The 24,213-nt window shown below is 49.3% G+C and carries 26 protein-coding genes and 1 riboswitch; of the genes, 15 read left to right on the plus strand and 11 right to left on the minus strand.

Annotated elements, in window-relative coordinates; genetic code table 11:
* The first annotated feature begins 39 nt into the window (after positions 1-39).
* The 4 genes from DY231_RS10170 to DY231_RS10180 all read left to right on the plus strand — a co-directional run bounded on the left by DY231_RS10170 (position 40) and on the right by DY231_RS10180 (position 3,110).
* Positions 40-1,530 (plus strand): SulP family inorganic anion transporter, encoded by a 1,491-nt coding sequence (locus DY231_RS10170; RefSeq protein WP_115628256.1) that lies wholly within the window; start codon positions 40-42, stop codon positions 1,528-1,530.
* A 118-nt stretch (positions 1,531-1,648) separates the two neighbouring features.
* Entirely contained in the window at positions 1,649-1,777 is a 129-nt protein-coding gene (locus tag DY231_RS25395) for a hypothetical protein (RefSeq protein WP_256682659.1), read from the plus strand.
* 105 nt (positions 1,778-1,882) lie between these two features.
* Entirely contained in the window at positions 1,883-2,410 is a 528-nt protein-coding gene (locus DY231_RS10175) for a GNAT family N-acetyltransferase (RefSeq protein ID WP_115628257.1), read from the plus strand.
* A gap of 55 nt (positions 2,411-2,465) precedes the next feature.
* The gene (locus DY231_RS10180) at positions 2,466-3,110 is read left to right on the plus strand and encodes a metallophosphoesterase (protein ID WP_115628258.1); all 645 of its coding nucleotides are present in this window, start codon (positions 2,466-2,468) and stop codon (positions 3,108-3,110) included.
* 35 nt (positions 3,111-3,145) lie between these two features.
* Here DY231_RS10180 and DY231_RS10185 read toward each other — a convergent pair whose 3' ends face one another.
* From DY231_RS10185 to yebS, 5 genes are all read right to left on the minus strand, one after another.
* Positions 3,146-3,334 carry a YdfD/YebW family protein gene (locus DY231_RS10185; protein WP_115628259.1) on the minus strand — a complete coding sequence of 63 codons (189 nt, stop codon included), beginning with the start codon at positions 3,332-3,334 and terminating at the stop codon, positions 3,146-3,148.
* 106 nt (positions 3,335-3,440) lie between these two features.
* Complete coding sequence (locus DY231_RS10190) at positions 3,441-3,680, minus strand: YebV family protein (RefSeq protein WP_034495973.1); 240 nt, start codon at positions 3,678-3,680, stop codon at positions 3,441-3,443.
* Positions 3,681-3,793: 113 nt separating this feature from the next.
* The gene (rsmF, locus tag DY231_RS10195) at positions 3,794-5,236 is read right to left on the minus strand and encodes a 16S rRNA (cytosine(1407)-C(5))-methyltransferase RsmF (RefSeq protein WP_115628260.1); all 1,443 of its coding nucleotides are present in this window, start codon (positions 5,234-5,236) and stop codon (positions 3,794-3,796) included.
* A 72-nt stretch (positions 5,237-5,308) separates the two neighbouring features.
* Positions 5,309-7,945, minus strand: a complete 2,637-nt coding sequence (locus tag DY231_RS10200) for a PqiB family protein (protein WP_115628261.1) — start codon at positions 7,943-7,945, stop codon at positions 5,309-5,311.
* A complete protein-coding gene (gene yebS / locus DY231_RS10205) occupies positions 7,914-9,158 on the minus strand; it encodes a membrane integrity lipid transport subunit YebS (protein ID WP_115628262.1) in 1,245 nt (414 codons plus the stop codon). Before yebS ends, DY231_RS10200 begins: the two co-directional genes overlap by 32 nt.
* Before the next feature lie 170 nt (positions 9,159-9,328).
* Here yebS and msrC point away from each other — a divergent pair, with 170 nt between their 5' ends.
* The 4 genes from msrC to htpX all read left to right on the plus strand — a co-directional run bounded on the left by msrC (position 9,329) and on the right by htpX (position 13,745).
* Positions 9,329-9,817 (plus strand): free L-methionine (R)-S-oxide reductase MsrC, encoded by a 489-nt coding sequence (msrC, locus tag DY231_RS10210; protein ID WP_115628263.1) that lies wholly within the window; start codon positions 9,329-9,331, stop codon positions 9,815-9,817.
* 104 nt (positions 9,818-9,921) lie between these two features.
* Positions 9,922-10,602: an RNA chaperone ProQ gene (proQ, locus tag DY231_RS10215; RefSeq protein WP_034495962.1), complete on the plus strand. Its 681-nt coding sequence runs from the start codon at positions 9,922-9,924 to the stop codon at positions 10,600-10,602.
* 20 nt (positions 10,603-10,622) lie between these two features.
* Positions 10,623-12,671 carry a carboxy terminal-processing peptidase gene (gene prc / locus DY231_RS10220; RefSeq protein WP_115628264.1) on the plus strand — a complete coding sequence of 683 codons (2,049 nt, stop codon included), beginning with the start codon at positions 10,623-10,625 and terminating at the stop codon, positions 12,669-12,671.
* A 192-nt stretch (positions 12,672-12,863) separates the two neighbouring features.
* Complete coding sequence (gene htpX / locus DY231_RS10225; protein ID WP_034496301.1) at positions 12,864-13,745, plus strand: protease HtpX; 882 nt, start codon at positions 12,864-12,866, stop codon at positions 13,743-13,745.
* 46 nt (positions 13,746-13,791) lie between these two features.
* On the opposite strand, the gene DY231_RS10230 is transcribed toward htpX, so the two are convergent.
* Complete coding sequence (locus DY231_RS10230; protein ID WP_115628265.1) at positions 13,792-15,168, minus strand: MFS transporter; 1,377 nt, start codon at positions 15,166-15,168, stop codon at positions 13,792-13,794.
* Between the two features lie 177 nt (positions 15,169-15,345).
* On the opposite strand from DY231_RS10230, the gene kdgR reads away from it, so the two are divergent.
* On the plus strand, positions 15,346-16,137 hold the full coding sequence (kdgR, locus tag DY231_RS10235; protein WP_034495954.1) for a DNA-binding transcriptional regulator KdgR: 792 nt from the start codon (positions 15,346-15,348) through the stop codon (positions 16,135-16,137).
* Between the two features lie 48 nt (positions 16,138-16,185).
* Here kdgR and DY231_RS10240 read toward each other — a convergent pair whose 3' ends face one another.
* Positions 16,186-16,428, minus strand: a complete 243-nt coding sequence (locus DY231_RS10240) for a YobH family protein (protein ID WP_115628266.1) — start codon at positions 16,426-16,428, stop codon at positions 16,186-16,188.
* 159 nt (positions 16,429-16,587) lie between these two features.
* Between DY231_RS10240 and mgrB the strand changes: the two genes are divergently transcribed.
* From mgrB to rlmA, 6 genes are all read left to right on the plus strand, one after another.
* On the plus strand, positions 16,588-16,731 hold the full coding sequence (gene mgrB, locus DY231_RS10245; RefSeq protein WP_115628267.1) for a PhoP/PhoQ regulatory lipoprotein MgrB: 144 nt from the start codon (positions 16,588-16,590) through the stop codon (positions 16,729-16,731).
* 73 nt (positions 16,732-16,804) lie between these two features.
* A complete protein-coding gene (locus DY231_RS10250) occupies positions 16,805-17,092 on the plus strand; it encodes a YebO family protein (protein WP_115628268.1) in 288 nt (95 codons plus the stop codon).
* 743 nt (positions 17,093-17,835) lie between these two features.
* On the plus strand, positions 17,836-17,979 hold the full coding sequence (locus DY231_RS10260; protein ID WP_072011169.1) for a DUF2627 domain-containing protein: 144 nt from the start codon (positions 17,836-17,838) through the stop codon (positions 17,977-17,979).
* 13 nt (positions 17,980-17,992) lie between these two features.
* Positions 17,993-18,202 (plus strand): transcription antiterminator/RNA stability regulator CspE, encoded by a 210-nt coding sequence (gene cspE, locus DY231_RS10265; RefSeq protein ID WP_001062678.1) that lies wholly within the window; start codon positions 17,993-17,995, stop codon positions 18,200-18,202.
* A gap of 233 nt (positions 18,203-18,435) precedes the next feature.
* Positions 18,436-20,181: a peptidoglycan DD-transpeptidase FtsI2/PBP3(PARA) gene (gene ftsI / locus DY231_RS10270; protein ID WP_115628269.1), complete on the plus strand. Its 1,746-nt coding sequence runs from the start codon at positions 18,436-18,438 to the stop codon at positions 20,179-20,181.
* Positions 20,182-20,244: 63 nt separating this feature from the next.
* Positions 20,245-21,069: a 23S rRNA (guanine(745)-N(1))-methyltransferase gene (gene rlmA / locus DY231_RS10275; RefSeq protein WP_115628270.1), complete on the plus strand. Its 825-nt coding sequence runs from the start codon at positions 20,245-20,247 to the stop codon at positions 21,067-21,069.
* On the opposite strand, the gene mntP is transcribed toward rlmA, so the two are convergent.
* The 4 genes from mntP to DY231_RS10295 all read right to left on the minus strand — a co-directional run bounded on the left by mntP (position 21,048) and on the right by DY231_RS10295 (position 24,213).
* Positions 21,048-21,620, minus strand: a complete 573-nt coding sequence (gene mntP / locus DY231_RS10280) for a manganese efflux pump MntP (protein WP_115628271.1) — start codon at positions 21,618-21,620, stop codon at positions 21,048-21,050. The genes rlmA and mntP overlap by 22 nt on opposite strands.
* A gap of 2 nt (positions 21,621-21,622) precedes the next feature.
* Positions 21,623-21,830: riboswitch (yybP-ykoY riboswitch) on the minus strand.
* 198 nt (positions 21,831-22,028) lie between these two features.
* Positions 22,029-22,487, minus strand: coding sequence for a DUF986 family protein (locus DY231_RS10285; protein ID WP_115628272.1), 459 nt, complete (start codon positions 22,485-22,487; stop codon positions 22,029-22,031).
* Between the two features lie 58 nt (positions 22,488-22,545).
* Positions 22,546-23,400 carry a PTS mannose transporter subunit IID gene (locus DY231_RS10290; RefSeq protein ID WP_034495941.1) on the minus strand — a complete coding sequence of 285 codons (855 nt, stop codon included), beginning with the start codon at positions 23,398-23,400 and terminating at the stop codon, positions 22,546-22,548.
* A 12-nt stretch (positions 23,401-23,412) separates the two neighbouring features.
* Positions 23,413-24,213: a PTS mannose/fructose/sorbose transporter subunit IIC gene (locus DY231_RS10295; RefSeq protein WP_115628273.1), complete on the minus strand. Its 801-nt coding sequence runs from the start codon at positions 24,211-24,213 to the stop codon at positions 23,413-23,415.

Here is a 24,213-nt window from a genome sequence, read left to right on the forward strand (position 1 = left end):
AATGAACCCTATTAAAAATAAACCTGCAAAGACGAAACTATGACCACAACTCAAACAGAAGTACATCGTCGGGAAAACTCTCTCGCCTATGTATTGCGCAGTCCACGGCTCCTGGCGCGTGAATCCCTCGCGGGGATAGTCACCGCGCTGGCGCTGGTGCCGGAGATCATTTCATTTTCGGTGATTGCCGGTGTTGACCCAAAAGTTAGCCTCGTTGCTTCCATCGTATTGTGTATTTCGATGTCATTCCTCGGCGGCCGCCCTGCGATGGTCACCGCTGCTGCGGGTTCAGTCGCGTTAGTGATTGGGCCAATGGTGCATCAGCATGGGGTCGAATATATTTTCCCCGCGGTGCTGATGGCCGGGCTAATACAGATTTTGTTTGGTGTCACCGGCCTTGCGCGCATGATGCGTTATATCCCGCATTCAGTGATGACGGGCTTTGTGAATGCCCTCGGTATTCTGATTTTCTTCGCTCAGGTGCCGCATATTTGGGGGGATAATCCATTGGTCTGGGGGCTGTTTGCGCTCACATTGATCATCGTGCTGTTTCTCCCGCGCGTGTTTAAAATGGTTCCTTCTCCGCTGGTGGCGATTCTGGTCATTACCGCATTGTGTATCGGGATGGGATTCTCCGTGCCAACGGTGGGGGAATCCGGGCCGATGGCTGCGGGCTTGCCTGGTTTAACCGAGCTTTTAGTGCCGCTCAATCTCGATACTTTGCGGATTATCTGGCCGTGCGCCTTGAGCATCGCTTTTGTCGGATTAATGGAGTCTTTGCTGACGGCCAAACTGGTCGATGAACTGACCGATACCCCTTCGAGCAAGCGTCGTGAATGCTGGGGATTAGGCGTGTCGAATATTTTTGCAGGCTTCTATGGTGGCATTGCGGGTTGCGCGATGATTGGCCAGACCATGGTTAACGTGGAACTGGGGAAAGGGCGCACACGAGTTTCAACCCTGGCAGCCGGACTGGTCTTGCTGTTGTTGGTCACAGGGCTAAGTGAGCTGATGGCGAAGATCCCGATGGTGGTTTTGGCCGGCATCATGGTGATTGTGGCCGCCAAAACACTTAACTGGCACAGCGTTAAACCTGCCACATTAAAACGGATACCGCTCCCGGAAACGCTGGTGATGGTCACGACGGTTGCAGTGACAGTTGCGACTGGAAACCTGGCTTTGGGTGTGGTGGGTGGTGTAATTTTTGCCATGATTCTGTTTGCTCGCCGTATCGCTCATGTGGTGCGTGCAGATAGAACGTTGTCAGATGACGGACAGTCCGTCCGTTATACAGTGACCGGCCCGCTGTTTTTTGCCAGCAGCAACGATTTGTTTGAACATTTTCGTTATGCCGACGACCCGCAAAAAGTGATTATTGATTTATCTCAGGCGCAAATTTGGGATGTGTCCACCGTCGCGGTATTGGATGCTATCGAAACGCGCTATCAACGCTATGAAAGCAAAGTGGATATTGTTGGTCTGGACCTACGCAGTAGCGATTTCCACGCACGACTGAGCGGAAAAATCTGACCTAATCTTTAGATCTGAATATGCTGCTATGAGTATTAGATGACAAAAGTGTGAATCTGCCGTTACTTTTATCATCACGGGACTGCTAGATTAGTCTTAGTCCCAGAGTGAAACGGAGGTGCCAGAAAGTTTGAAACTGATCCTCAATAGTAAACTGGTGGGGTACATCGTGGGTTTGATTACCACCGTACTCTTAGGTGTAAGCCATATTGAAACGCTTGAAGAAGCGGAAAAATTTGCCAGATAACTCGTATCACATCCTATAAAGGCTGCATTGATTGCAGCCTTTTTTTATTTTATGTTGGCAGAATAATGAAAAGGTTTAATCAATTATAAAGTTAAGGTCGTGAGCATGGTTATCGCAGCACCTCGTTTGGAAACTGAGCGCTTGGTTTTACGGCATTTTACGTTGGATGATTTCCCTGATTTAGCCGCCTGCTGGGCTGACCCGGAAATGGTTAAATTTATCGGAGGCGGCCAGCCGCAAGGGCCGGAAATGACGTGGGGCCGGTTGTTACGCTATATCGGCCACTGGCAGGCTCTCGGTTATGGTTATTGGGGGGTATTTGAAAAAGAGAGCGGGCGCTATGTCGGTTCGTTTGGTTTTCAGGATGCGCAACGCGAACTGACTCCGGCGCTTGAGTTCCCGGAAGCAGGCTGGACTTTAATTCCGTCAGTACACGGGAAAGGCTATGCAAAAGAAGCCTTAGCGGCGATTTTACACTGGGCGGACCGTGAACTAACCGCGCCAGTTTGCTGCATTGTGGATAACGATAATCTGCGTTCCATCCATCTTGCAGAACGATTTGGCTTCCAGTTTCAACACAATGTCGATTACCACGGCAAGCAAATCAAAATGTTCATTCGCCCGACACGCTAACCATCGCCGCGCACTGGTTTATAATTGAGTAATAAATAACCAGTGCGGAGGCGGCATGTATCAGAGAATTGACGGTGAGAACTGGCGGCATGTATTTATTGTCGGTGATTTGCACGGCTGTCTTTCCGAGTTCATAAGCCAACTTAAGCACAAACATTTTGATTACCACCAGGATCTGGTCATCTCGGTGGGGGATCTTATCGACAGGGGAACTAACAGCCCTGGCTGTCTGGCATTGCTTGATAGCAAATGGTTCAGAGCGGTGAAAGGCAATCACGAAGCAATGGCCCTTGAAGCACTCGACGAAGGTGAAGGGATGCTCTGGCAAATAAATGGCGGGAACTGGTATCAGGAATTGCCTGAACAGGTTCAGCAAAAGGTGCAGCAAGCCTTATTACATTGTCGCGAACTACCACTGGTGATTGAACTCCATACCCAGGGGAAGTTGTTGGTTATTGCTCACGCAGATTATCCCGCTTCGCAGTACCGCTGGAACCAACCGGTAGACGAGCATTTACTGGTCTGGAGCCGCTCACGGCTAAATGAAAATTTACGTGGGGGAGGGGCAGATATTGACGGGGCAGATGAATTCTACTTTGGACATACGCCGCTGAAAGAAGTCAGTCATTTCCACAATCAATTTTATATTGATACCGGCGCTGTCTTTGGTAACAAACTGACGATGGTGCAGGTTCAGTAAACAGTCATTCATTTCACGATAAACCCAGTGCGCTACTACGTACTAAACTCGTGAGCCGGTCGCCAGAAGCCATCAATAAAGTCTTCGACCGGGAAACATCCGCCGTAGCGGATCCGTTGCTCATCCATAGCGAACAGACATTGATGTTCCGTGTTAAAAACGTCCACCACAATATCTTCACAGCCACCGTCCAGGTAGCAAACAAACAAAACCAACGCAAACATTCGTGCCTCTGAGTTGCACCGTTTGGCTTAATTGTAGGAGAAGTCACGGGAAGAGGGGTAATCAGACCACTTAATTAACCCGCCTGAGCGACGGGTTCATTTTGGATCAGGCAAGGCGCATGATCCAGGCATCAGATTTCTGGTCGTAATGTTGACGGTAAAGCACGGAATGTTCGCCATCTAAGACGGCGGGTATGCTGGTTTCATCATCCCAGGCATCTAGTTGCATGCACAGGTCCGGGTCTGATTTACAAGGGATGCTTAACGTTCGATCCCCCTGTTGCTCGCCATGTAATTCAGCATCATCAATTTCGAAGATGCCTATTCGTACGTTTGTTTTCGTCATCTCGCTCTCCTTGGGTCCGGATACATGTGGTATGACCAGTCAGATCACCCAATCTAGAGCGTAGACAACCGTGCGAAAACTGCAAATGACATGGCGATTATTTTTTATTGCGCTCAGCCTTTATGAGCGAACAATTTCCCATCACGAACCAGGTCACGCGGATAGCTGTTTTTCAGGCGCGAGCCGACTTTTCTTGCCAGTCCAAGAGGTTGCCCTTGATAAGTGACAATCACTTCATTGAGAGAGGGGGCCTCATCAGGGTAAATATCGCGCCCGTGATACCATTCATCGGCTTCAAATTCAGTGAGCGCAAATGCGAGTGGCGAGTCTCCCGTCACCAGCGCAATCACGGCTTCGTGCTGCCAGCGGTAGCCTTTGTTGTATTGCTCGGCAAGGCGTAAACCAATGCGGGAAAAGCGCACCTGGCCGAATAGCGGGATAATTTCTTTTGGGAATAACCAAATTTCTTTATCGCGCAGCCAAAGCTGTTGATCATCTTGCCAGGCAATCCCTGATTGTTTTGCGGCAGCTTTCACTTCTGCTGCCTGTTTGCCATGCAGCGGGATGAAGGGGAATTTACCCACTTTGTAACCCGGTGCCGGGAGCGCTTCGACTGATGCCGTTTTGCGCAGGCGTGCTACAAAAAAACCTTCGCAATCATAAATTTGTGGGAACACATGCAGATAACCTTCCGCCGTAATCGCTTTATTGGCTTCAGGGAATAAATCATTGAGCGGCGCGATTTCAACTGCATCGGGCCACTCGTCGAGTAACCACTGGCAAATATGCTGATTCTCTTCACGGTTTAATGTGCAGGTCGAATAAATTAATGTGCCGCCTGGGCGCAGGGCGTGAAACGCGCTGGCGATAAGCTCTCGTTGGGTATCGGCAATACTGGTGGTGCTTTCTGGGGTCCAGTTGCGTAGAGCGTCGGGATCTTTACGCACCACCCCTTCACCGGAGCAGGGGGCATCAAGCAAAATCGCATCGAAGCATTCAGGTAACGCTGCGCCAAATACTCGTCCATCAAAATGCGTGAGCGCCACGTTGCTAATACCACAGCGGCTGATGTTGGCATGCAGCACTTTCACCCGACTGGCGGAGTATTCATTCGCAAGAATGGCGCCATGGTTGCCCATCCGTGCGGCAATTTGAGTGGTTTTTGACCCCGGTGCGGCGGCGACATCCATAATGCGGTCGGGTTGATTACCGTCAGCGAATAGCGCCGCAACCGGCAGCATGGAACTGGCTTCCTGAATATAAAACAGACCGCTTAGATGTTCTGCAGTGCTACCCAATGGCAGGCTATCTTCGTCTTCTCGCTCAATCCAGAAACCTTCCGCACACCACGGAACCGGGGTCAGATGCCAGTCGTAAGGCGCAACAAGCGTAAGAAAGTCGCTGACTGAAATCTTGAGGGTATTCACGCGCAAGCTTCGGCGCAGTGGACGTTGGCAGTATTCAATAAAACTATCGAGAGTTTGTCCTGCCGGGAGCGCGTCACGAATAACATCAAGAAAGGCTTGCGGGAGAAAGGCGGTATGAGAGTGAGCCACGAAGGAAGTCCAGGAAAAAATGAAGGCGCAAGTGTAGCACAAGCGCCCCGGTGAAGCACCGGGGCGTGGGCATTAACGCGGCAGGGCTGTGCCCCATTGGCGCCATTCTTTCGGCTCACTTTCTTCTAACAAGAAGTGCTTACCGGTTTCGGCTTTCGGTGCCAGCGGAGTACCAGGTGGTGTTGCAAAGGCAATACCACCCCGAATGAACTGGCTAAAGGTGCCGGTTTTCACCACTCCACCCGTCAGACCGAAATCAAGACTGTAGCCAGACGCCAGCCAGAACACCGAGCTATCGCGTACCAGGTGCTGGAAGCGTTTGCTAATACGCAAACCAATCATCACGCGGTCTGAGAGATTGCCCAACGTTAAGCCCGTTACCGTACCCACTTCTACGCCACGGAACAGAACTGGAGTACCAATGCTTAATGAGCCGGCTTCCGGAACTTCGAGTACGATGCTCAGGCCATCTGAATAACGAGAGTCGGTGATGGACGTTTCCTGCAATTCAAAATCACGGCGGGCTGGGCCGCGTCCCGGTTCCACGTTGATGTATGGCTGGAGAATGGTATCGAGATTATCTACACCGGAGGCTGAGATTTTCGGTGTTACCACCGAGAAGCGCGTGCCACCACGAGCAAATGTCTGAACAAATTCAGGGTAAAGCACCGCTTTGGCTTCGACCTCGCTACGAGAAGCCGTGAGATTGAGTGATTCCAGCTGCCCAATATCGATTCCCAGATAGCGAATTGGCATGCCTGCTGAGAGTTTGCCAGCATCAAAGGTGTGCAGGGTAATCTGGCTACCCACGGCGCGAGCAGCGGTTTCAGAAGCGTATAACATCCGTTTGTCGCCTTTTTTAAGGCCGACGCTGGCACCGGATAAGTTATCAAAACTGATAGCACCTTTTAGGGCACGTGAAAGCGGGGAGGCTTGAACGGTCAGCCCGCTGCCATTGAGTTGCACACGCGCCCCGCCTTCAGCCCAGAACACGCTGTTGGAGGTCAGCAGGTTGCGATATTCCGGCTTGATATTCACATCGATATCGAAACTATTGGCACGAGGACGGACGCTGATAATCTCCCCGACCTGGAATTTACGATACAGCACCACGGAACCCGTCTGAATGTCTGGAAGGGTGGACGCCGTTAACGTCAACGTCGTCGTTGGCAGGTCACTCAGGCTGTTTTCAACCGCTTTTTCCAGGTTGGCGTACAGCGGATAACTTTCATTCATCGCCCCTTTTTTGCTGCCTGGAATAATACGCACACCACCGTTGATCCACTCACTGGCACTGGCACCTAAAAGCTCGATACCATCGATACCCATTTTCACGTCAATACGGCTATTCACGACGAATTTGCTGTCGCCCTGAATCAAATGCCGATATTCAGGATCGATGGCGGCAGAGAAGGTGACGCCTTTGGCAGACAATGTGCGTTCCAGAATTTGGCCCACCTGAACGCCGTGCAAAATGATCGGCTGACCAGCATCAATACCGTAACTTTCCGGCGCCGTCAGTTTGAGGGTCATAACATCAGGTTGTTGCAGCAGCGTTTTATCGCTTGGGAAAACCACAAAGTGATTCTGTGGTTCGCCTTCGCCAGGGACGAGTTCAAAGGTGCTGCCGGTGAGCAGGCTGCTGAGATTCGGGTTACTGAGAGAAATTTTCGGATCACGAAGCTCAATACGCGTGCCGCTGCGCATCAAATTGACAACACTTGGGTCGACGGTCATTTGCCCGGTCACTGTGCTGCCTGGATTGAGATTAAGCTTGGTCAACGTACCCACTTCGAGGCCCTGGTACATTAACGCCGTGGAGCCAGCGGTTAAACCTTTGCCGCTTGGCAGATCGAGATCGATGATCACGCCGCGCTGGCTGTGCGCCAGGTCTTCATACAGGCCGAACTCGTCTTCAGCTTTGGCTTCAGCGGAGTTTTCCGGCGAGTCAAAGGCAATGGCTCCGTTAACTAACGCTGCGAGGCTTTCCAGTTGCACCTGCGCGCCGGAAAGGCTGACGTTGGCTTTCACGCCAGAGACATTCCAGAATCGACTGCCTTTTTTCACCAGCCTGGCGAAGCGGCGATCGACAAGCACATCTATAGTGACACCCTGTTTGTTGTTATTGATGGTGTAGTCATACACGCGGCCGACCGGAATTTTACGGTAATAGACCAGCGACCCGCTATTGAGAGAGCCTAAATCTGGCGCGTGGAGGTGAATCATCAGCTCGCCGTTATTCAGGCGATATTTGGGCTGTGTATCGAGTGCGCTAAAGTGCTCTTGCGGTTCACCTTTACCGGGCATCATGCCGATATAGTTCCCGCCAACCAACGCATCCAGCCCGGAAACCCCGGCCAGTGAGGCTTTCGGCGTGACCAGCCAGAATTGGGTGTCCTCGCGCAGCGCGTCTTTCATATCGCTTTTGATGCTGACTTTCACTTCGATTTTGCGCAGGTCTTTGCTCAGGCTGACGCTCTGTACGGTGCCGACTTCGACACCCTGATAACGGACAGGCGTGCGCCCGGCAACAATGCCGTCTGCGGAAATGAAATCAATGGTCGCTGTGGTGCCGCGTTCTTCCCAGGTTGTCCACATCAGCCAACTGGCAATCATCAAGGCGATAATTGGCAGCAACCAAAAGGGCGAAATACGGCGTTTTGTTTTAATTCGCGCTTCAGTCGGTGAAGCGGGCATTTCCTGACTCATGTGCGTCCCAAAGTAGTCGGCTATCCAGCCATTCGACAGCAAGAATAGTTAAAATAACCGCCGCGCCAAAATAAAACGCAGCCGGTCCCATAGTAAATGCCAATAACTGATCGCGATTAACCAGCGACATCGTAAGCGAAATAACAAAGAGGTCGAGAATGGACCAACGGCCAATCCAGGTAATAAAGCGTAGCAGTAAAATGCGTGTTCTAAGCCCTCTTTCACATTTGAAATGAATGCTTACCAGCAATGAAATCAAAACGATAACTTTGGTAAAAGGCACCAGAATACTGGCAATGAATACCACCGCGGCAACCGCGATATTACTGTTGGCAAGGGAAATAATACCGGAAAGAATCGTGTCTTCCTGGCGCGAGCCATTAACGTAAAGTATTGATATTGGAAGCAGGTTCGCGGGAAGTAAGAACACTAAAGAGCCGATCAAAGCCGCCCAGGATTTTTGTAGGCTGTGGCGGCGCCGCGCTCGTAAAGGCACGTGGCAACGTGGGCAACGGCCACGATCATCCGGCACGCCAGTGAAATGGCAGCCCAGACACACGCGAAGTTGTGGGTTCCATGCCCGGGGTGGTCGTTGCGGGTAGAAACGTGACCACAGCTGTTCCATGTTGAGATGAATCAGGGTCAACAGGCTCAGTATCACCAGCGCGATAAATGCCACCAGGCCGACACCCGGCTGGATAAACGCAAACTCGCGTACCTTTATACAGGCCACGCCGATGGCGACCAGATAAATATCCAGCATCACCCATTCTTTGAGCTTCTCAAGCATCAACAATACCGGGCGAAGGTTCATGCCCAGAATATGACCGAAATAGAGATAGGCGATACCGGCAACCAGTGTTGCAGGTGCTCCCACCGCGCAGAACATGACCATTGCCGCGGTGAGCGGATCGCCCTGGCTGGTCATCTGCCAGATGCCCTGGAAAAGGTTAGCGTCAATGCGCGTGCCTAGTAGATAGATGCGCACCAAAGGCTCGGAAAAAGCAACGGGCATGAGTAGCAGCATAGCCACTGCCATGGCCGCCAGGCGAGTTAATGACCAGTCGCGTCCATGGTAAACTTTGGCGTCACAGCGCGGGCAATAAGCGCTCTGCGATGATTTAACCAACGGTAACGAGAAAAGTGTATCGCATTGGGGGCAACGCTGATAACGTGCCTGCGGTACAGCATGGCTAATGGCGTGTATTTTCATGTGTCATCGTAAGCTGGGAATACCGTTGGCGCATGGGTATCTCAATGGATTATGAAATATTCGTTAAGCGTATAGTAATTCACGGAATGATACACCTTGTGGCATAACGCATTTAATGCTTATTTTACTATGCTATGCAGTTGAGTAAGACAACATACTATGGTTAATCAATGAACAAAGAACAATTTTACGCGGACTTAAACCGCGATTTCAGTGCGTTAATGGCAGGTGAAACAAGTTTTCTGGCGACGCTGGCAAATACCAGTGCATTGCTATTTGAACGTCTTGAAGGAGTAAACTGGGCGGGCTTCTATCTATTAGAAGGCGACACTCTGGTACTCGGTCCATTCCAGGGGAAAATCGCCTGTGTGCGTATTCCTGTTGGAAAAGGTGTTTGCGGTACAGCGGTATCCACCAATAGCATTCAACGTGTTGAAGACGTGCATGCCTTTGATGGTCACATCGCCTGTGACGCTGCCAGCAACTCCGAAATTGTACTTCCATTGACGGTAAATGGTGAGGTGATTGGGGTTCTGGATATTGATAGCACTGAGTTTGGGCGCTTCACACCTGAAGACCAAATCGGCTTATCTCAACTGGTAACGCAGCTTTCGCTGATGCTTACCGACACGGATTTTAAAAAATTCTTCACTCGATAGCATGATAAACAACGGATAACGTGGCATTTGCTGATAGCGTCATTATAATGTCGCCTGTTCATGCCTGCGGATTGTTGGCAACTCCGTTGTAATCAGGAAATTTCATGGAAAATCAACCCAAGTTGAATAGTAGCAAAGAAGTCATCGCCTTTTTGGCAGAGCGTTTCCCACAGTGCTTTAGCGCTGAAGGTGAAGCCCGCCCCCTGAAGATTGGTATCTTCCAGGATTTAGTCGCGCGCGTTGAAGGGGAGATGAGCCTCAGTAAAACTCAACTTCGTTCCGCGTTACGTCTTTACACTTCAAGCTGGCGTTACCTGTACGGTATCAAAGTCGGCGCAACCCGTGTTGATCTAGACGGAAACCCTTGCGGTGAACTCGATGAGCAGCATGTTGAGCATGCTCGCAAGCAGCTTGAAGAAGCAAAAGCTCGTGTTCAAGCACAGCGCGCAGAACAGGCAGCGAAAAAACGCGAAGCGGCTATTGCTAACGGTGAAACCGTTGCTGATAAGCCTCGCCGTGAGCGCAAACCGCGTCCTGCACCGCGTCGCCCTGAAGCTGCAGAACGTAAACCACGTGCAGAAAAACCGGCGCCACAGGCTCCGGTCGAAGAAAAACGCACTCCGGTTACGGACATTTCTGCTTTGCAGGTGGGCCAGGCAATCAAAGTCAAAGCGGGTAATAACGCGATGGATGCCACCGTACTGGAAATTACCAAAGATGGCGTCCGTGTACAGCTGACTTCTGGTATGGCAATGATCGTACGCGCAGAACACTTGCAGTTCTGAAACGGAGGCCAGACCCTGGCATGAACAAACTCTTTAAGCGTACGGCGGTCGCTAGTCTGTTGTTTCTTGCAGGTAGCGCACTGGCCGTCGAAAACATCACGCGTGCCGATCAAATCCCGCAGTTAAAGGAAGAGACTCAGCACGCTACAGTGAGTGAGCGTGTCACATCACGCTTTACTCGCTCGCATTACCGTCAGTTTGATCTGGATGAAAATTTTTCCGCAAAAATTTTCGATCGCTATCTAAACCTTCTCGACTATAGCCACAACGTACTGCTCGCCAGCGACGTTGAGCAGTTTGTGTCGCGCAAGAAACTGATAGGCGATGAATTGCGCACCGGCAAACTGGACGTCTTTTACGATCTCTACAATCTGGCCCAAAAACGTCGTTTTGAACGTTATCAATACGCGTTGAAGGTGCTGGAAAAACCGATGGATTTCACAGGGAATGACACTTTCAATGTTGATCGCAGCAAATCGCCGTGGCCGACCAGCGTTGCAGAGTTAAACACCCTGTGGGATAGCAAAGTTAAGTTCGATGAACTGAGCCTGAAGCTGACCGGTAAAACCGATCAGGAAATTCGTGAAACGCTGACCAAGCGTTATCAGTTCGCGATTCGCCGTTTGGCTCAATCCAACAGCGAAGATGTTTTCTCGCTGGCGATGACCGCCTTTGCCCACGAAATCGACCCGCACACCAACTATTTGTCGCCGCGTAATACGGAACAATTCAATACCGAAATGAGTTTATCTCTGGAAGGTATTGGTGCCGTGTTGCAGATGGACGATGACTACACGGTGATTAACTCGATGGTTGCGGGTGGCCCGGCTGCGAAAAGCAAAGCGATTACCGTCGGTGATCGCATTGTCGGTGTAGGCCAAACCGGTAAAGCGATGATCGATGTCATTGGCTGGCGCCTGGATGACGTTGTTGCGTTGATCAAAGGGCCGAAAGGCAGCAAAGTTCGCCTGGAAATCTTGCCTGCTGGCAAGGGCACCAAAACGCGCATCGTAACATTAACGCGTGAACGTATCCGTCTTGAAGACCGCGCAGTTAAACTGACAATTAAAACGGTCGGCAAAGACAAAGTGGGCGTGCTGGATATTCCTGGTTTCTACGTTGGCCTGACGGATGACGTCAAAGTCCAACTGCAGAAAATGGAAAAACAGAACGTGAAGAGCGTGATTATCGATTTACGTTCTAACGGCGGCGGGGCATTAACCGAAGCTGTTTCACTTTCTGGTTTGTTCATTCCAGGCGGCCCTGTTGTTCAGGTTCGTGATAACAACGGCAAAGTGCGTGAAGACAGCGATACTGACGGCGTTGTGTATTACAAAGGCCCGCTGGTGGTAATGGTTGACCGTTTCAGTGCTTCTGCCTCTGAGATCTTCGCAGCAGCGATGCAAGATTATGGCCGCGCGCTGATTGTCGGCGAACCTACCTTTGGTAAAGGCACTGTTCAGCAATACCGTTCATTGAATCGTATCTACGATCAGATGTTGCGCCCGGAATGGCCAGCATTAGGCTCTGTGCAATACACCATCCAGAAGTTCTACCGCATTAATGGCGGCAGTACTCAGCGTAAAGGTGTCACTCCAGACGTCATGATGCCAACGGGTACTGAAGAGACAGAAACCGGTGAGAAGTTTGAAGACAATGCGCTCCCATGGGACAGCATTAACGCAGCGACTTACGTTAAGTCCGGCGACCTGTCTTCGTTTGAGCCGCAGTTGCTGAAACTCCATCAGGACAGAATTGCAGCCGATCCAGAGTTCCAGTACATCATGAAGGACATTGCTCGCTTCAATGCCCTGAAAGAGAAGCGCAATATTGTCTCTCTGAATCTTGCTCAACGTGAGAAAGAAAACCAGGAAGATGATGCCACGCGACTGGCACGTATTAACGATCGCTACAAGCGAGAAGGCAAAGCGCCGTTGAAGAAACTGGACGATTTGCCGAAGGATTATCAAGAACCCGATCCGTATCTTGATGAAACGGTGCACATTGCGCTGGACCTTGCGAAAATGCAGCAAGATAAACCAGCCGAGCAACCGGCTCCTGCTAAGTAACCCCCAACGGGCACAAAATTTTGTGCCCGTTTTTTTTACCTCTATCAAGCCGCGTAAACCAACCTCTTCTTGAATGTAAAGTTATGTATTATTAACCACTTGGATACGATGAATGCTTGAAAATGGCAGGCTTGCCCCTACGATGTGGGGTAACGCAGAATGCGTATTTTTAACCGAGGTAAAAAGAAAATTATGATGCGTATCGGGCTTTTCCTGTTGACCAACCTTGCGGTCATGGTCGTTTTCGGGCTAGTGCTAAGCCTGACGGGGATCCAGTCGAGCAGCGTACAGGGTCTGATGATCATGGCGGTGTTGTTTGGCTTTGGCGGTTCAATCATCTCATTGCTGATGTCCAAATGGATGGCGCTTCGTTCAGTCGGTGGGGAAGTGATTGAGCAACCACGTAACGAAACTGAGCGCTGGCTGATGGAAACGGTTCGCCAGCAGTCACAGCAGGCGGGTATCGCCATGCCACAGGTGGCTGTTTACCATGCGCCAGACATCAACGCGTTCGCGACCGGCGCACGTCGTAATGCATCACTGGTTGCGGTTAGTACAGGCCTGTTGCAGAACATGAGCCGTGATGAAGCGGAAGCGGTTATCGCTCACGAAATTAGCCATATCGCGAACGGTGACATGGTCACGATGACCCTGATTCAGGGCGTGGTGAACACCTTCGTCATCTTCATTTCTCGTATCATTGCGCAGGTCGCCTCTGGCTTCTTGTCCGGAAACCGGGATGAAGGTGAAAGTAACAACGGCAACCCGTTCGTTTATTTTGCGATTGCGACAGTGCTGGAGCTGGTATTCGGTATCCTGGCGAGCATTATCACCATGTGGTTCTCACGCCACCGTGAATTCCACGCTGATGCCGGTTCTGCAAAACTGGTCGGTCGTGAAAAAATGATTGCCGCTTTGCAGCGTCTGAAAACCAGCTATGAACCGCAAGAAGCCAGCAGCATGATGGCGTTTTGCATCAATGGTAAGGCTAAGTCAATGAGCGAATTGTTCATGACTCACCCGCCATTGGATAAACGTATTGAAGCGCTGCGTAATGGTGAATACCTGAAGTAGGATTAAATTGAGTTAAAAAGGCGTGCCATCGTTGGCACGCCTTTTTTTATGCCTGTGGCAGTCGAGACTGAGACATCCGTAAGCTACTGACAATGGCGGCGACAGTGGCAAAACTGCCAGCCAACAATAACGAGGCGTGCGTACCGTGAGTGGTGAACAGGTTGAACATCAGAGCTACCAAGGCAGCGCCACAACTCTGACCGAGTAACCGGGCGGTGCCTAACATGCCGCTGGCACCACCGCTGCGGTGACGTGGAGCAGAGGAGATAATGGTATGATTGTTTGGTGACTGGAACAATCCAAAACCGGCTCCACACAAAACCATGCGCCAGATGATATCGATATCCGACGGGTTATGAGGCAACAGTGCCAGTGCAAACAAACCGCAGGCCATCACGGCTAAACCAATCCCACCAAGCAGCCCCGCATGAACTCGTTCAATTAAATGTCCCGCAATGGGAGCCATGATCATCGTCGCAATCGGCCAGGGAGTGAGCAGCAGGCCGGTTTCTACTTCACTGCGTCCCAGCGTCGATTGCAGGAAGAAAGGCAGCGAAACCATGGCGAGCATTTGCGCCGCAAAGGAACAGACTGACGTCCCAATAGACAGCGAAAATATCGGAATACGCAGTAAATCGACTGGCAATAAAGGGAAGGGAAGAGTCAGTTGTCGGCGGACAAAGAAGAACCCAATCACGGCTAGCGCAGCCAGCTCTCCGATAATCAGCCAACCAGATTGTCCCTGAGCAAAACCGCTTATCGCGGAGATGAGCAAACCAAACGTTAGAGCATTCATGATAGCGCTGGGTATGTCGAAGCGCTGGCCCTGTGATTTTTGTTGGTTTGGTGGCAGAAAACGCAAAGCCAGGATGAGAGCAACGATGCCAATCGGAACGTTAATCAAAAACAACCATTTCCATGATGCAACGGACAAAATAGCGGCGGCAATAGTTGGCCCGGCAGCAGATGAAACGGCAACAATAAACGAGTTAATTCCCATACCGCGGCCAAGGTATTTTTGCGGATAAATAAGCCGAATGAGTGCGGTATTAACGCTCATTAATGCCGCACCGCCAAACCCCTGGAGTACACGTGCAAATGTGAGCATGGGTAACGAATTTGATAACGCACAAAAAAGGGAGGTCATGCAGAACAGAATTAATCCGCACTGATATACCCGGCGATAACCAAATATATCCCCCAGGAACGACATAGAAAGTAACGAAACAATTATCGCAATTTGGTAACTGTTCACAATCCAGATGGATTCTGCCGGGCTGGCATTAAGTTCTCGGGCAATGGTGGGAAGGGCGACGTTTGCGATTACGCCATCAAGTACGGCCATGGTTATACCTAACGCAATGGCTAAAATAGCACCATAGCGCTGCGGCAATGGCAGCCCATCAGCAAGGGTTTTATCCATAGGAATGTTTGACTTCACGAGGCGATATTCGAAGAGAAATAATAATAGCACTAAATTTACGGGATATGTCGCAGATTTGTAACGAAATAGAATAGATTCATTGCGATGACATGGTAGTCAACTTATACTAAAAACCGGTTCTGATTTTTATAAAACAAATGCGATCGAGGTGATTTAATGGCAATCGCAGATCTGGATAAACAACCTGATTCTGTCTCTTCTGTCCTGAAAGTTTTTGGCATCTTACAGGCTCTTGGCGAAGAACGCGAAATTGGTATCACTGAATTATCGCAACGCGTAATGATGTCAAAAAGCACCGTCTATCGCTTTTTGCAGACAATGAAATCCCTGGGTTATGTGGCGCAGGAAGGCGAATCCGAAAAGTACTCGCTGACGCTGAAGCTATTTGAGTTGGGCGCACGCGCGTTGCAAAACGTTGATTTGATTCGTAGTGCGGACATTCAGATGCGCGAGTTGTCGCGTCTGACAAAAGAAACCATCCACCTGGGTGCGTTGGATGAAGACAGTATTGTCTATATCCACAAAATTGATTCCATGTACAACCTGCGCATGTATTCGCGCATTGGTCGTCGTAATCCGCTCTACAGTACAGCGATTGGTAAAGTCCTGCTGGCCTGGCGTGACCGCGAAGAAGTGCGTGAAATTCTTGCTGATGTGGAATACACACGTAGTACTGAACGCACAATTACCAGCACTGATGAATTGCTGAAAGTGCTGGATACCGTTCGCGAGCAGGGCTATGGCGAAGATAATCAGGAACAAGAAGAAGGTTTGCGCTGTATCGGCGTGCCGGTATTCGATCGTTTCGGTGTTGTGATTGCAGGTTTGAGTATTTCATTCCCGACGTTACGTTTCTCTGAAGACAGACTTCATGAATATGTGGCGATGCTTCATGATGCCGCTCGTACTATTTCTGAGCAAATGGGTTATCACGAATATCCATTCTGATGAAATAATCAACGCCGCGTAATAGCGGCGTTTTTTCATTCAGTCTCTTTACTGACCATTGTCGATAACTTTGGCATTTTTGCGCAATATCGGGCAATCAGTAAGCCCTATAATTCCGCTATTGCTATGTATAAACTGGGCTGTGGTTATATTTCGCGCAGTAAGATATTTGCACTGCAAACCCAGACCCGCAGCATTTTCCTGGCTTCCAATCAGAACGCCGTATCCTGAGAGCAGCAAGCCTATCCACAGAAGCGCTATTATGATTATCGCGCGAATCATCCTACGCATATATGCCTCTTATTAATAGGTTAATAGACTGCTAAGCGTAACGGATGAGGTTGCTGTAGCAATATGATGATTCTTAAATAATATATGCGCTGATGTTACGCAATGTTTAAGATGCCTATGCCAAACTTATCCTTACATTGTTACGAGGTGGAGAGAGTAGTGAGAAAGTACCGATGGTTCATTTTGGTTGCGGTTTTGTTCATCTGCCTGCTGCTATGGACCCAAATGGTCAATGTGATGTGCGATCAAGATGTACAATTCTTCAGCGGCATTTGCACGATTAATAAATTTATCCCCTGGTAGTGTCTTTTTATCAGCAGGAGGCTTACCTTGTGCCGTGGCAAGTGTAGAATACGGGTTTTGCTGAGGTGGTAAGATGAACGAATTAAGTGTTGGCGCGTTAAATATCGCGTCTTTAACAGTGTCTCTGGTTGTTCTGATCGTCGGTCTCGTGATTTGGTTTTTTGTTAACCGAGCGAGCAGCCGTACTAATGAGCAGATTGAGCTGCTGGAAGAGTTGTTGGATCAACAAAAGCGTCAGAATGCACTGTTACGCCGTTTGTGCGAAGCGAACGAGCCGGAAGTTGTGAAGGAAGAAGCTGAAGCTGTTAAGAAAGAAGACGAAGAAGAAGATGATTTTATTCGTCTGGTCGCTGAGCGCTAATCCTGGTACTCGCATCTCTGCTTTGATCCCTTAAAATCTCATCACCAATTCGACGGTTTTCGTCATCTGGAACCCCATTTCGCGAAAACCGGGTGATGTGAGCTTGGGCAAAAAGAACGCTAAGATTAGTTTTCCCTCCCCAGACACAATTCATGCAGCTAACGCTGCAGGATGTTGTTTAATTTTTATACTTATCGGAATCAATGTTTAAAACACACTTAGAATCCTAAAATGATATTTAGCGCAACGCTAAGGCGAGTATATTAGCTGATGAATATAGCGAAACGTTTTTATTGCTTCATTGTGAAGCAGCGTGTCATTAAACTTTCATTATTTTGGTGCAATATAAACAATTAATCGCTCAAGCTTTATTCACCCAGTCATTTCGCCTATTTAACTTTCCAGACTTGTTCATTTTTTGGTACGACAACATTGCTCATTTTTTGAATAGCTATGCTAAAAAAATCATAAAGATAATGCGGACATCATCGAATTTTTGACACTTCGCCTGGACGAATAGATCTCTTTGGGCTATGGTAAAAACGTTGTTTACGTTCTTCAAACTAATGTCCGGAATCATCATTGCTCAATGTTAATTCTATGCATTTATTGTGCATTTCATTTTCATTAACAATAAGGGTTTCGGAATTTGTGCGACAGATCGATACATACCGAAAAATGGCTTGCCATTGATTGCGTAGTATGTGATAACACTTTAGGTTAAACGAGGTACAGTTCTGTTTATGTGTGGCATTTTCAGTAAAGAAGACCTGAGTAAACACGTTGTCGTTGAATACCGCTTCTCTGCCGAGCCTTATATTAGTGCCTCATGCAGTAATGTCTCTGTTTTAGCTAAGTTATGCCTGCGGGCGAAGAAAACAATCTAAGGAATTTTGCAAAATGGCAAAGATTAAAGGTCAAGTTAAGTGGTTCAACGAGTCTAAAGGTTTTGGCTTCATTACTCCTGCTGACGGCAGCAAAGACGTGTTCGTACACTTCTCTGCAATCCAGGGTAACGGCTTCAAAACTCTGGCTGAAGGCCAGAACGTTGAGTTCGAAATCCAGGACGGCCAGAAAGGCCCTGCAGCGGTTAACGTAACTGCTATCTAATTCCGTTGAATTAGACCTGGCGCGAATAACGCCAAATTCTGATAAAAGCCCCGCTCTTGTAGCGGGGCTTTTTCATGTTTGATACTTAATCATTGTTTTTCTAAGTGTTTCTGAATTATCTCGCCAGTTATGTCTTGTAGCAAAGCAGCGCATCTTGTAGCACTGTTCCTGTCTGGTTACTTTCCTCATTATGTTTAAATTTTCAATCGCTTAGTTGTCGTTAAGGATTGGATGTGAGAAAAATCGCTCCTGGAATCGTGGGAAATTTTATTCAGTGGCGTTTTGCTCTGCTTTGCATCGCTATCTTCATGTGTCTGGTGTTTTTGCTTGGAAGAGTCGCGTGGTTACAAATCATCTCGCCAGACAATCTGGTCAGGCAAGAAGACATGCGTTCCCTGCGCGAAGAAGCCGTGGTTGTACCCCGAGGGATGATTGAAGATCGTAGCGGGCGTCCATTAGCAGTAAGCGTTCCGGTAAAAGCTATCTGGGCTGACCCGAAAACGGTGATGGAAAAAGGGGGAGTGCAGATAAGCAGTCGCTGGCAAGCGCTGGCGACAACGCTAAACATGCCACTTAATGACATCGCTGCTCGCATTCGTCGTAATCCCGCCGATCGATTTATCTATCTCGCACGCCAACTCGATCCGCAGCAAGCGCAATATATAGAGAGTTTGAAACTGCCTGGAATTTTCCTGCGTGATGAATCACGACGTTTTTATCCAGCAGGTCATGTCGCTGCGAATTTGCTCGGATTTACTAACATCGACGACCAGGGAATTGAAGGGGTTGAGAAGAGTTTTAATCGTCAGTTGACCGGTAAGGCGGGTGAAAGATTAGTCCGCAAAGACAGACATGGCCATGTTATTGAAAATATTACGGAAACTGCGGCGACTCCTGCCCATAACCTGATGCTCAGTATTGATGAGCGTTTGCAAACTGTTACCGAAGATGCGCTTAGCAATGCCGTTTCATGGAACAAAGCTGAATCTGCCGCCGCCGTTATTCTGGATGTTAATACCGGCGAAGTACTGGCAATGGCGAGCTGCCCCACCTTTAACCCGAACAATCGCGAAGGCGCCACGCTTAACGAATTTCGCAATCGCGCCATTAGTGACACTTTTGAACCGGGTTCAACGGTTAAACCGATGGTGGTTATGACGGCTTTGCAGCAGGGAATCGTTCAACCTGACAGCGTAATAGATACCCACCCTTATATTATTGATGGCCATCGTATTCGCGACGTGGGTTACTACCCACAACTGACGCTAACCGGTATTTTGCAAAAATCGAGTGACACGGGTGTGTCACGCCTTTCTCTGGCGATGCCTATTCAGAAACTGCTGGATACTTACAAAAACTTCGGCTTTGGCATGCCGACGGGATTGGGCCTGACCGGGGAAAGTAGCGGCCTGCTGCCGCATCGCAGATTTTGGGGTGAACTGGATCGCGCCACATTTTCTTTCGGCTACGGTTTAATGGTAACACCACTGCAACTGGCCCATGTTTACGCCACTATCGGCAGCTACGGTATTTCGCGGCCGCTATCAATCACGCGTGTTGATCCGCCAGTTGTCGGGCAACGAGTGATGTCGGAAGCTATTGCTCACCAGGTTGAACATATGATGGAAAGCGTTGCTCTGCCGGGCGGCGGCGGGGTAAAAGCAGCCGTGCGCGGCTATCGTGTGGCGATTAAAACAGGGACGGCGAAGAAAATTGGCGACGACGGAAAATATATCAATAAATACATTGCCTACACCGCAGGCGTTGCGCCAGCAAGTAACCCACGCTTTGCGCTGGTGGTGGTGATTAACGATCCTGAAAACGGCGCGTATTATGGTGGGGCGGTATCAGCCCCCGTATTCAGCCAGATAATGAGCGATGTTCTGCGACTGGAAAATATCGAGCCTGATGGTTTACCCGCCGGGAATGAAAATGTCACAGTGTTAAACAAGTCCTCCGGAAATAACTCCGCAGGTTAGTGGCTTTTCGAAACGGGGCGTTTAGCGTTACACTTGCGCCCTTTACGATTGCCCGGAGTTTCTATGTCTTATCTTTGCCCGCTATGTCACGCGCCCCTTGCTCCTCATGGGCGGAGCTTTGTTTGCCCGCAAGGTCATCAATTCGATAAGGCAAAAGAGGGATATGTGAATTTGCTGCCCGTTCAGCATAAGCGTTCTAAAGATCCGGGTGATAGCAGTGAAATGATGCAGGCGCGCAGGGCTTTCCTTGATGCCGGGCACTATCAGCCACTGCGCGACGCCATTTGCCAGATTTTAGAACAGGCCGCGCCAGCAACATTGCTGGATATCGGTTGTGGGGAAGGGTACTACACCGCCGGATTTGCGGAGATCGTCGCAAAACAAAAAGGGACAACCTGGGGATTAGACGTCGCAAAAGTAGCAATTCGCTATGCGGCAAAACGCTATCCGCAGGTACATTTTTGCGTGGCTTCAAGCCACCGTTTGCCTTTCGACGATAATAGCCTTGATGCCGTAGTGCGTATTTTCGCCCCGTGCAAAGCTGAAGAGTTAGCGCGAGTGGTTAAACCTGGCGGCGTTGTGATTACGGCAACTCCAGGGCCGCGGCACCTGATGCAGCTTAAAGGCTTAATCTATGACAACGTGATGTTACACAGCGCGGAGTCCGAGTCTTTACCGGGGTTCATTGCCGAGCAAACGCAACAAATTGGTTGGCCGATGACGTTAAAGGGAGATGAGGCGGTGGCTTTGTTGCAGATGACACCGTTTGCCTGGCGTGCTCGCCCTGAAGTCTGGCAAGCACTCGCGGCTGAAACGGCATTCAATTGTGAGACAGATTTTGTGATTCGTGTCTGGCGTCGCGAAGATCAGCTCAACGCGCTGAAATGACCGTAAAGAATCTGGCAGCCAATTCCGATTAACACGACGCCGCCGAGGATCTCGGCGCGTTTGCCCAGCAGCGGGCCGATAAAACGGCCCAGCATCATACCCAGCGTGGACATGATCATGGTCGCGCAGCCAATTGCCAGCGCAGTTTCAATAATGTTGACTTGTAGAAAAGCCAGACCCACGCCTACTGCCATGGCATCCAGACTGGTGGCGATTGCCGTGGTGACTAATAACCAGAATCCATGACGTTGCAGCTTAGGTGCTTCTTCATCGTCGTTGCCGCGCACCCCTTCATAAATCATTCGAATGCCAAGAAACACCAGCAAGATGAAAGCAACCCAATGATTCCACTCCAGCACCACCTGGCTTGCCAAAAGCCCCAGACACCAGCCAATAAGTGGGGTGATTGTTTCGATGACGCCAAAGATAAGACCAGTGCGTAATGCTTCTGAAAACTTAGGTTTATGGAGTGAGGCACCTTTCCCGATTGATGCAGCAAACGCATCCATCGACATGCCGAAAGCGAGAATAATTGTTGCGGAGAGATTCATTAAAACGCCTCAGTTGGGAATATCCATATACACGCAATCCATCCCCAACTAAAACGATGGCTACGTGCCTATGGTCTCGCCTACTCAGCATCTGAGTCGTACATGCCACGTTATATGTCTGATTAAAAAATCTATTTCAACCAGTAACGAGTATGTTGACATGTACATTTTCGCAATCGCGAAAATCGGCTACTCCCCAACGACGGGCGCAACCTTAACATAATTTTCAAAGATAAAACAATTATTGAAAGCTATTATTATTGACTTTTAAATGATAACGATTTTCATTTGCTTCAATAGGTAATCAAAGCGTTAAAATAAAAGCACACTAACTGTGCGAAATAGCATCGGCTATATTTATGTACTGTACAAAAAATATAGGAATATAGTCTTTGCTATTTCTTTAATCTATTGATTATTAACCATTAATTTATAAATTCTTTCCAGGTCATCAATATCTTTGACCCGAATAAGCAAACGGCGTTGTTCCAATTGCATCACCAGTACACCATCTTCAGATAAATTCATTTCTTTAATTCGGGAGTATAAAATCCACACGTTTGCAAAGAAGAAACCTTCAGATTTGAATAGCAGCTTAGGCTGGCGAATCCATGAAATATAAATAGCTAATAAAGCCAGAGCAGATAATAACCAGGTGGTGAGCGCAGTGCCATTGGTGGTGACGTTGTTGTAGATGAGGATAACGACCAGGCCAACGAAGATGGTGCTGTCGATACGATTACGGCGTAGTAGGGTGATTTTTAACAGGGTTTTGCCCTTGAGCTTATCCATAATGAATTCATCATAAATGGCCCAGCCAAGCAACAGCACGATAAATACCAGTAGAACGACATCTGTTAACGTCATGACACCTCCCAAAATAAAAAACCGGGGGCAGGCCCCCGGTTGCACTCAAATACTCAAATTACAGACCCAACAGGCCGATGGCGTAACCGACGATACCGATAACGAAGAAGCCCATGATGATCCACAGCGCGTTGACTTTCTTACGCAGCAGCCACATACAAGCAAACGTTAACAGCAGCGGCACAAGGCCCGGCATCAACTGATCAAGAATGGTTTGAACAGTGGTCACTTTAACGGCGCCAGTCTGGTCGGTTATCTTCGACACGACCAGCGGTATATTAACGTGCGTCCACTTGTTAACCAGCGCCCCCATGACAAAGAGGCCGAGAATTGACGCCCCCTCAGTCAGTTTTTGCAGGAAGCCGCCGCCCATATCTTTAACGATATCAATACCCTTACGGTAGCCGTAAGCCACACCGTAATAACGGGTCAGCAAACGGACGGCGTTAAACAGGATGAAGAACAGCAGTGGCCCAAGCAGGCTGCCGCTCATTGCGATACCGGCACCCAGCGCTGCGAATACTGGACGTACAGTACCCCAGAAGATAGGGTCACCGACACCGGCCAGTGGCCCCATCAAACCAACTTTGATACCGTTGATGGCACCATCGTCAATTTCTGCACCATTTGCACGTTGCTCTTCCATCGCAAGGGTAACGCCCAAAACGGGAGCCGCTACATATGGATGGGTGTTAAAGAATTCCAGGTGGCGTTTAATCGCTTGTTTACGCGCATCGTTATTCTCAGGATACAGGCGTTTGATGGCCGGAATCATTGAGAAGCAGAAGCCCAGTGCCTGCATACGTTCGAAGTTCCATGAACCCTGGAACAGGTTCGAACGCAGGAATACGCCACGAATATCACCTGGGGTGAGTTTTTTCTCGGTAGTCGTTGTTTTGGTGGTATCAACCATTTCGCTCACCTATTAATCTAATTCGTTATCGAGATCGTTAGCACCGGCTGCTGGCGCTGTCGCACCGGCGGAACGGTTGTATTTCGGGCTTAGCTGGATGTACAGAATTGCCATCACAGCACCAATCACACCCAATGCAACCAGGTTGAAGTTGGTGAAGGCCGCGGTAACGAAGCCCAGATAGAAGAATGGCATCAGGTAGCCTGCGCGCATCATGTTGATGACCATCGCATAACCCACAACAACAATCATACCGCCAGCGATGTTCAGACCACTTGTCACCACTTCAGGAATGGCGTTCAACAGGTTCTGTACTTCGCTAGTACCGACGGAAACCGCGACGATAACAGCAGGGATTGCGATACGCATTGCTTGCAAGAACAGGGAGGAAACGTGAATCCAGGACAGGGCTGATAAGTTGCCACTTTCGGCGGCCTTATCTGCTGCGTGCTGGAAGCCCACGGTGATGGTACGAACGATAATGGTCAGAACCTGGCCTGCTGCTGCCAGCGGGATTGCCAGAGCGATACCAGAACCGATGCCCTGATGTCCGGCTATAACCAGAATGGTTGAGATAATCGACGCCAGGGCCGCATCGGGAGCAACCGCCGCACCGATGTTCATCCAACCCAGAGCAATCATTTCTAACGTACCACCGATAATAATACCGGTTTTCATATCACCCAGTACCAGACCAATTAAGGTACAGGCGACCAGCGGACGGTGAAACTGAAATTCATCAAGCACTGACTCCATACCGGCAATACAGGCTACGACAAACACCAGCACAATCTGAAGAGTGGTAATCTCCAT

Origin of the sequence: Buttiauxella agrestis, assembly GCF_900446255.1 — a bacterium.
GTDB classification, from domain to species: domain Bacteria; phylum Pseudomonadota; class Gammaproteobacteria; order Enterobacterales; family Enterobacteriaceae; genus Buttiauxella; species Buttiauxella agrestis.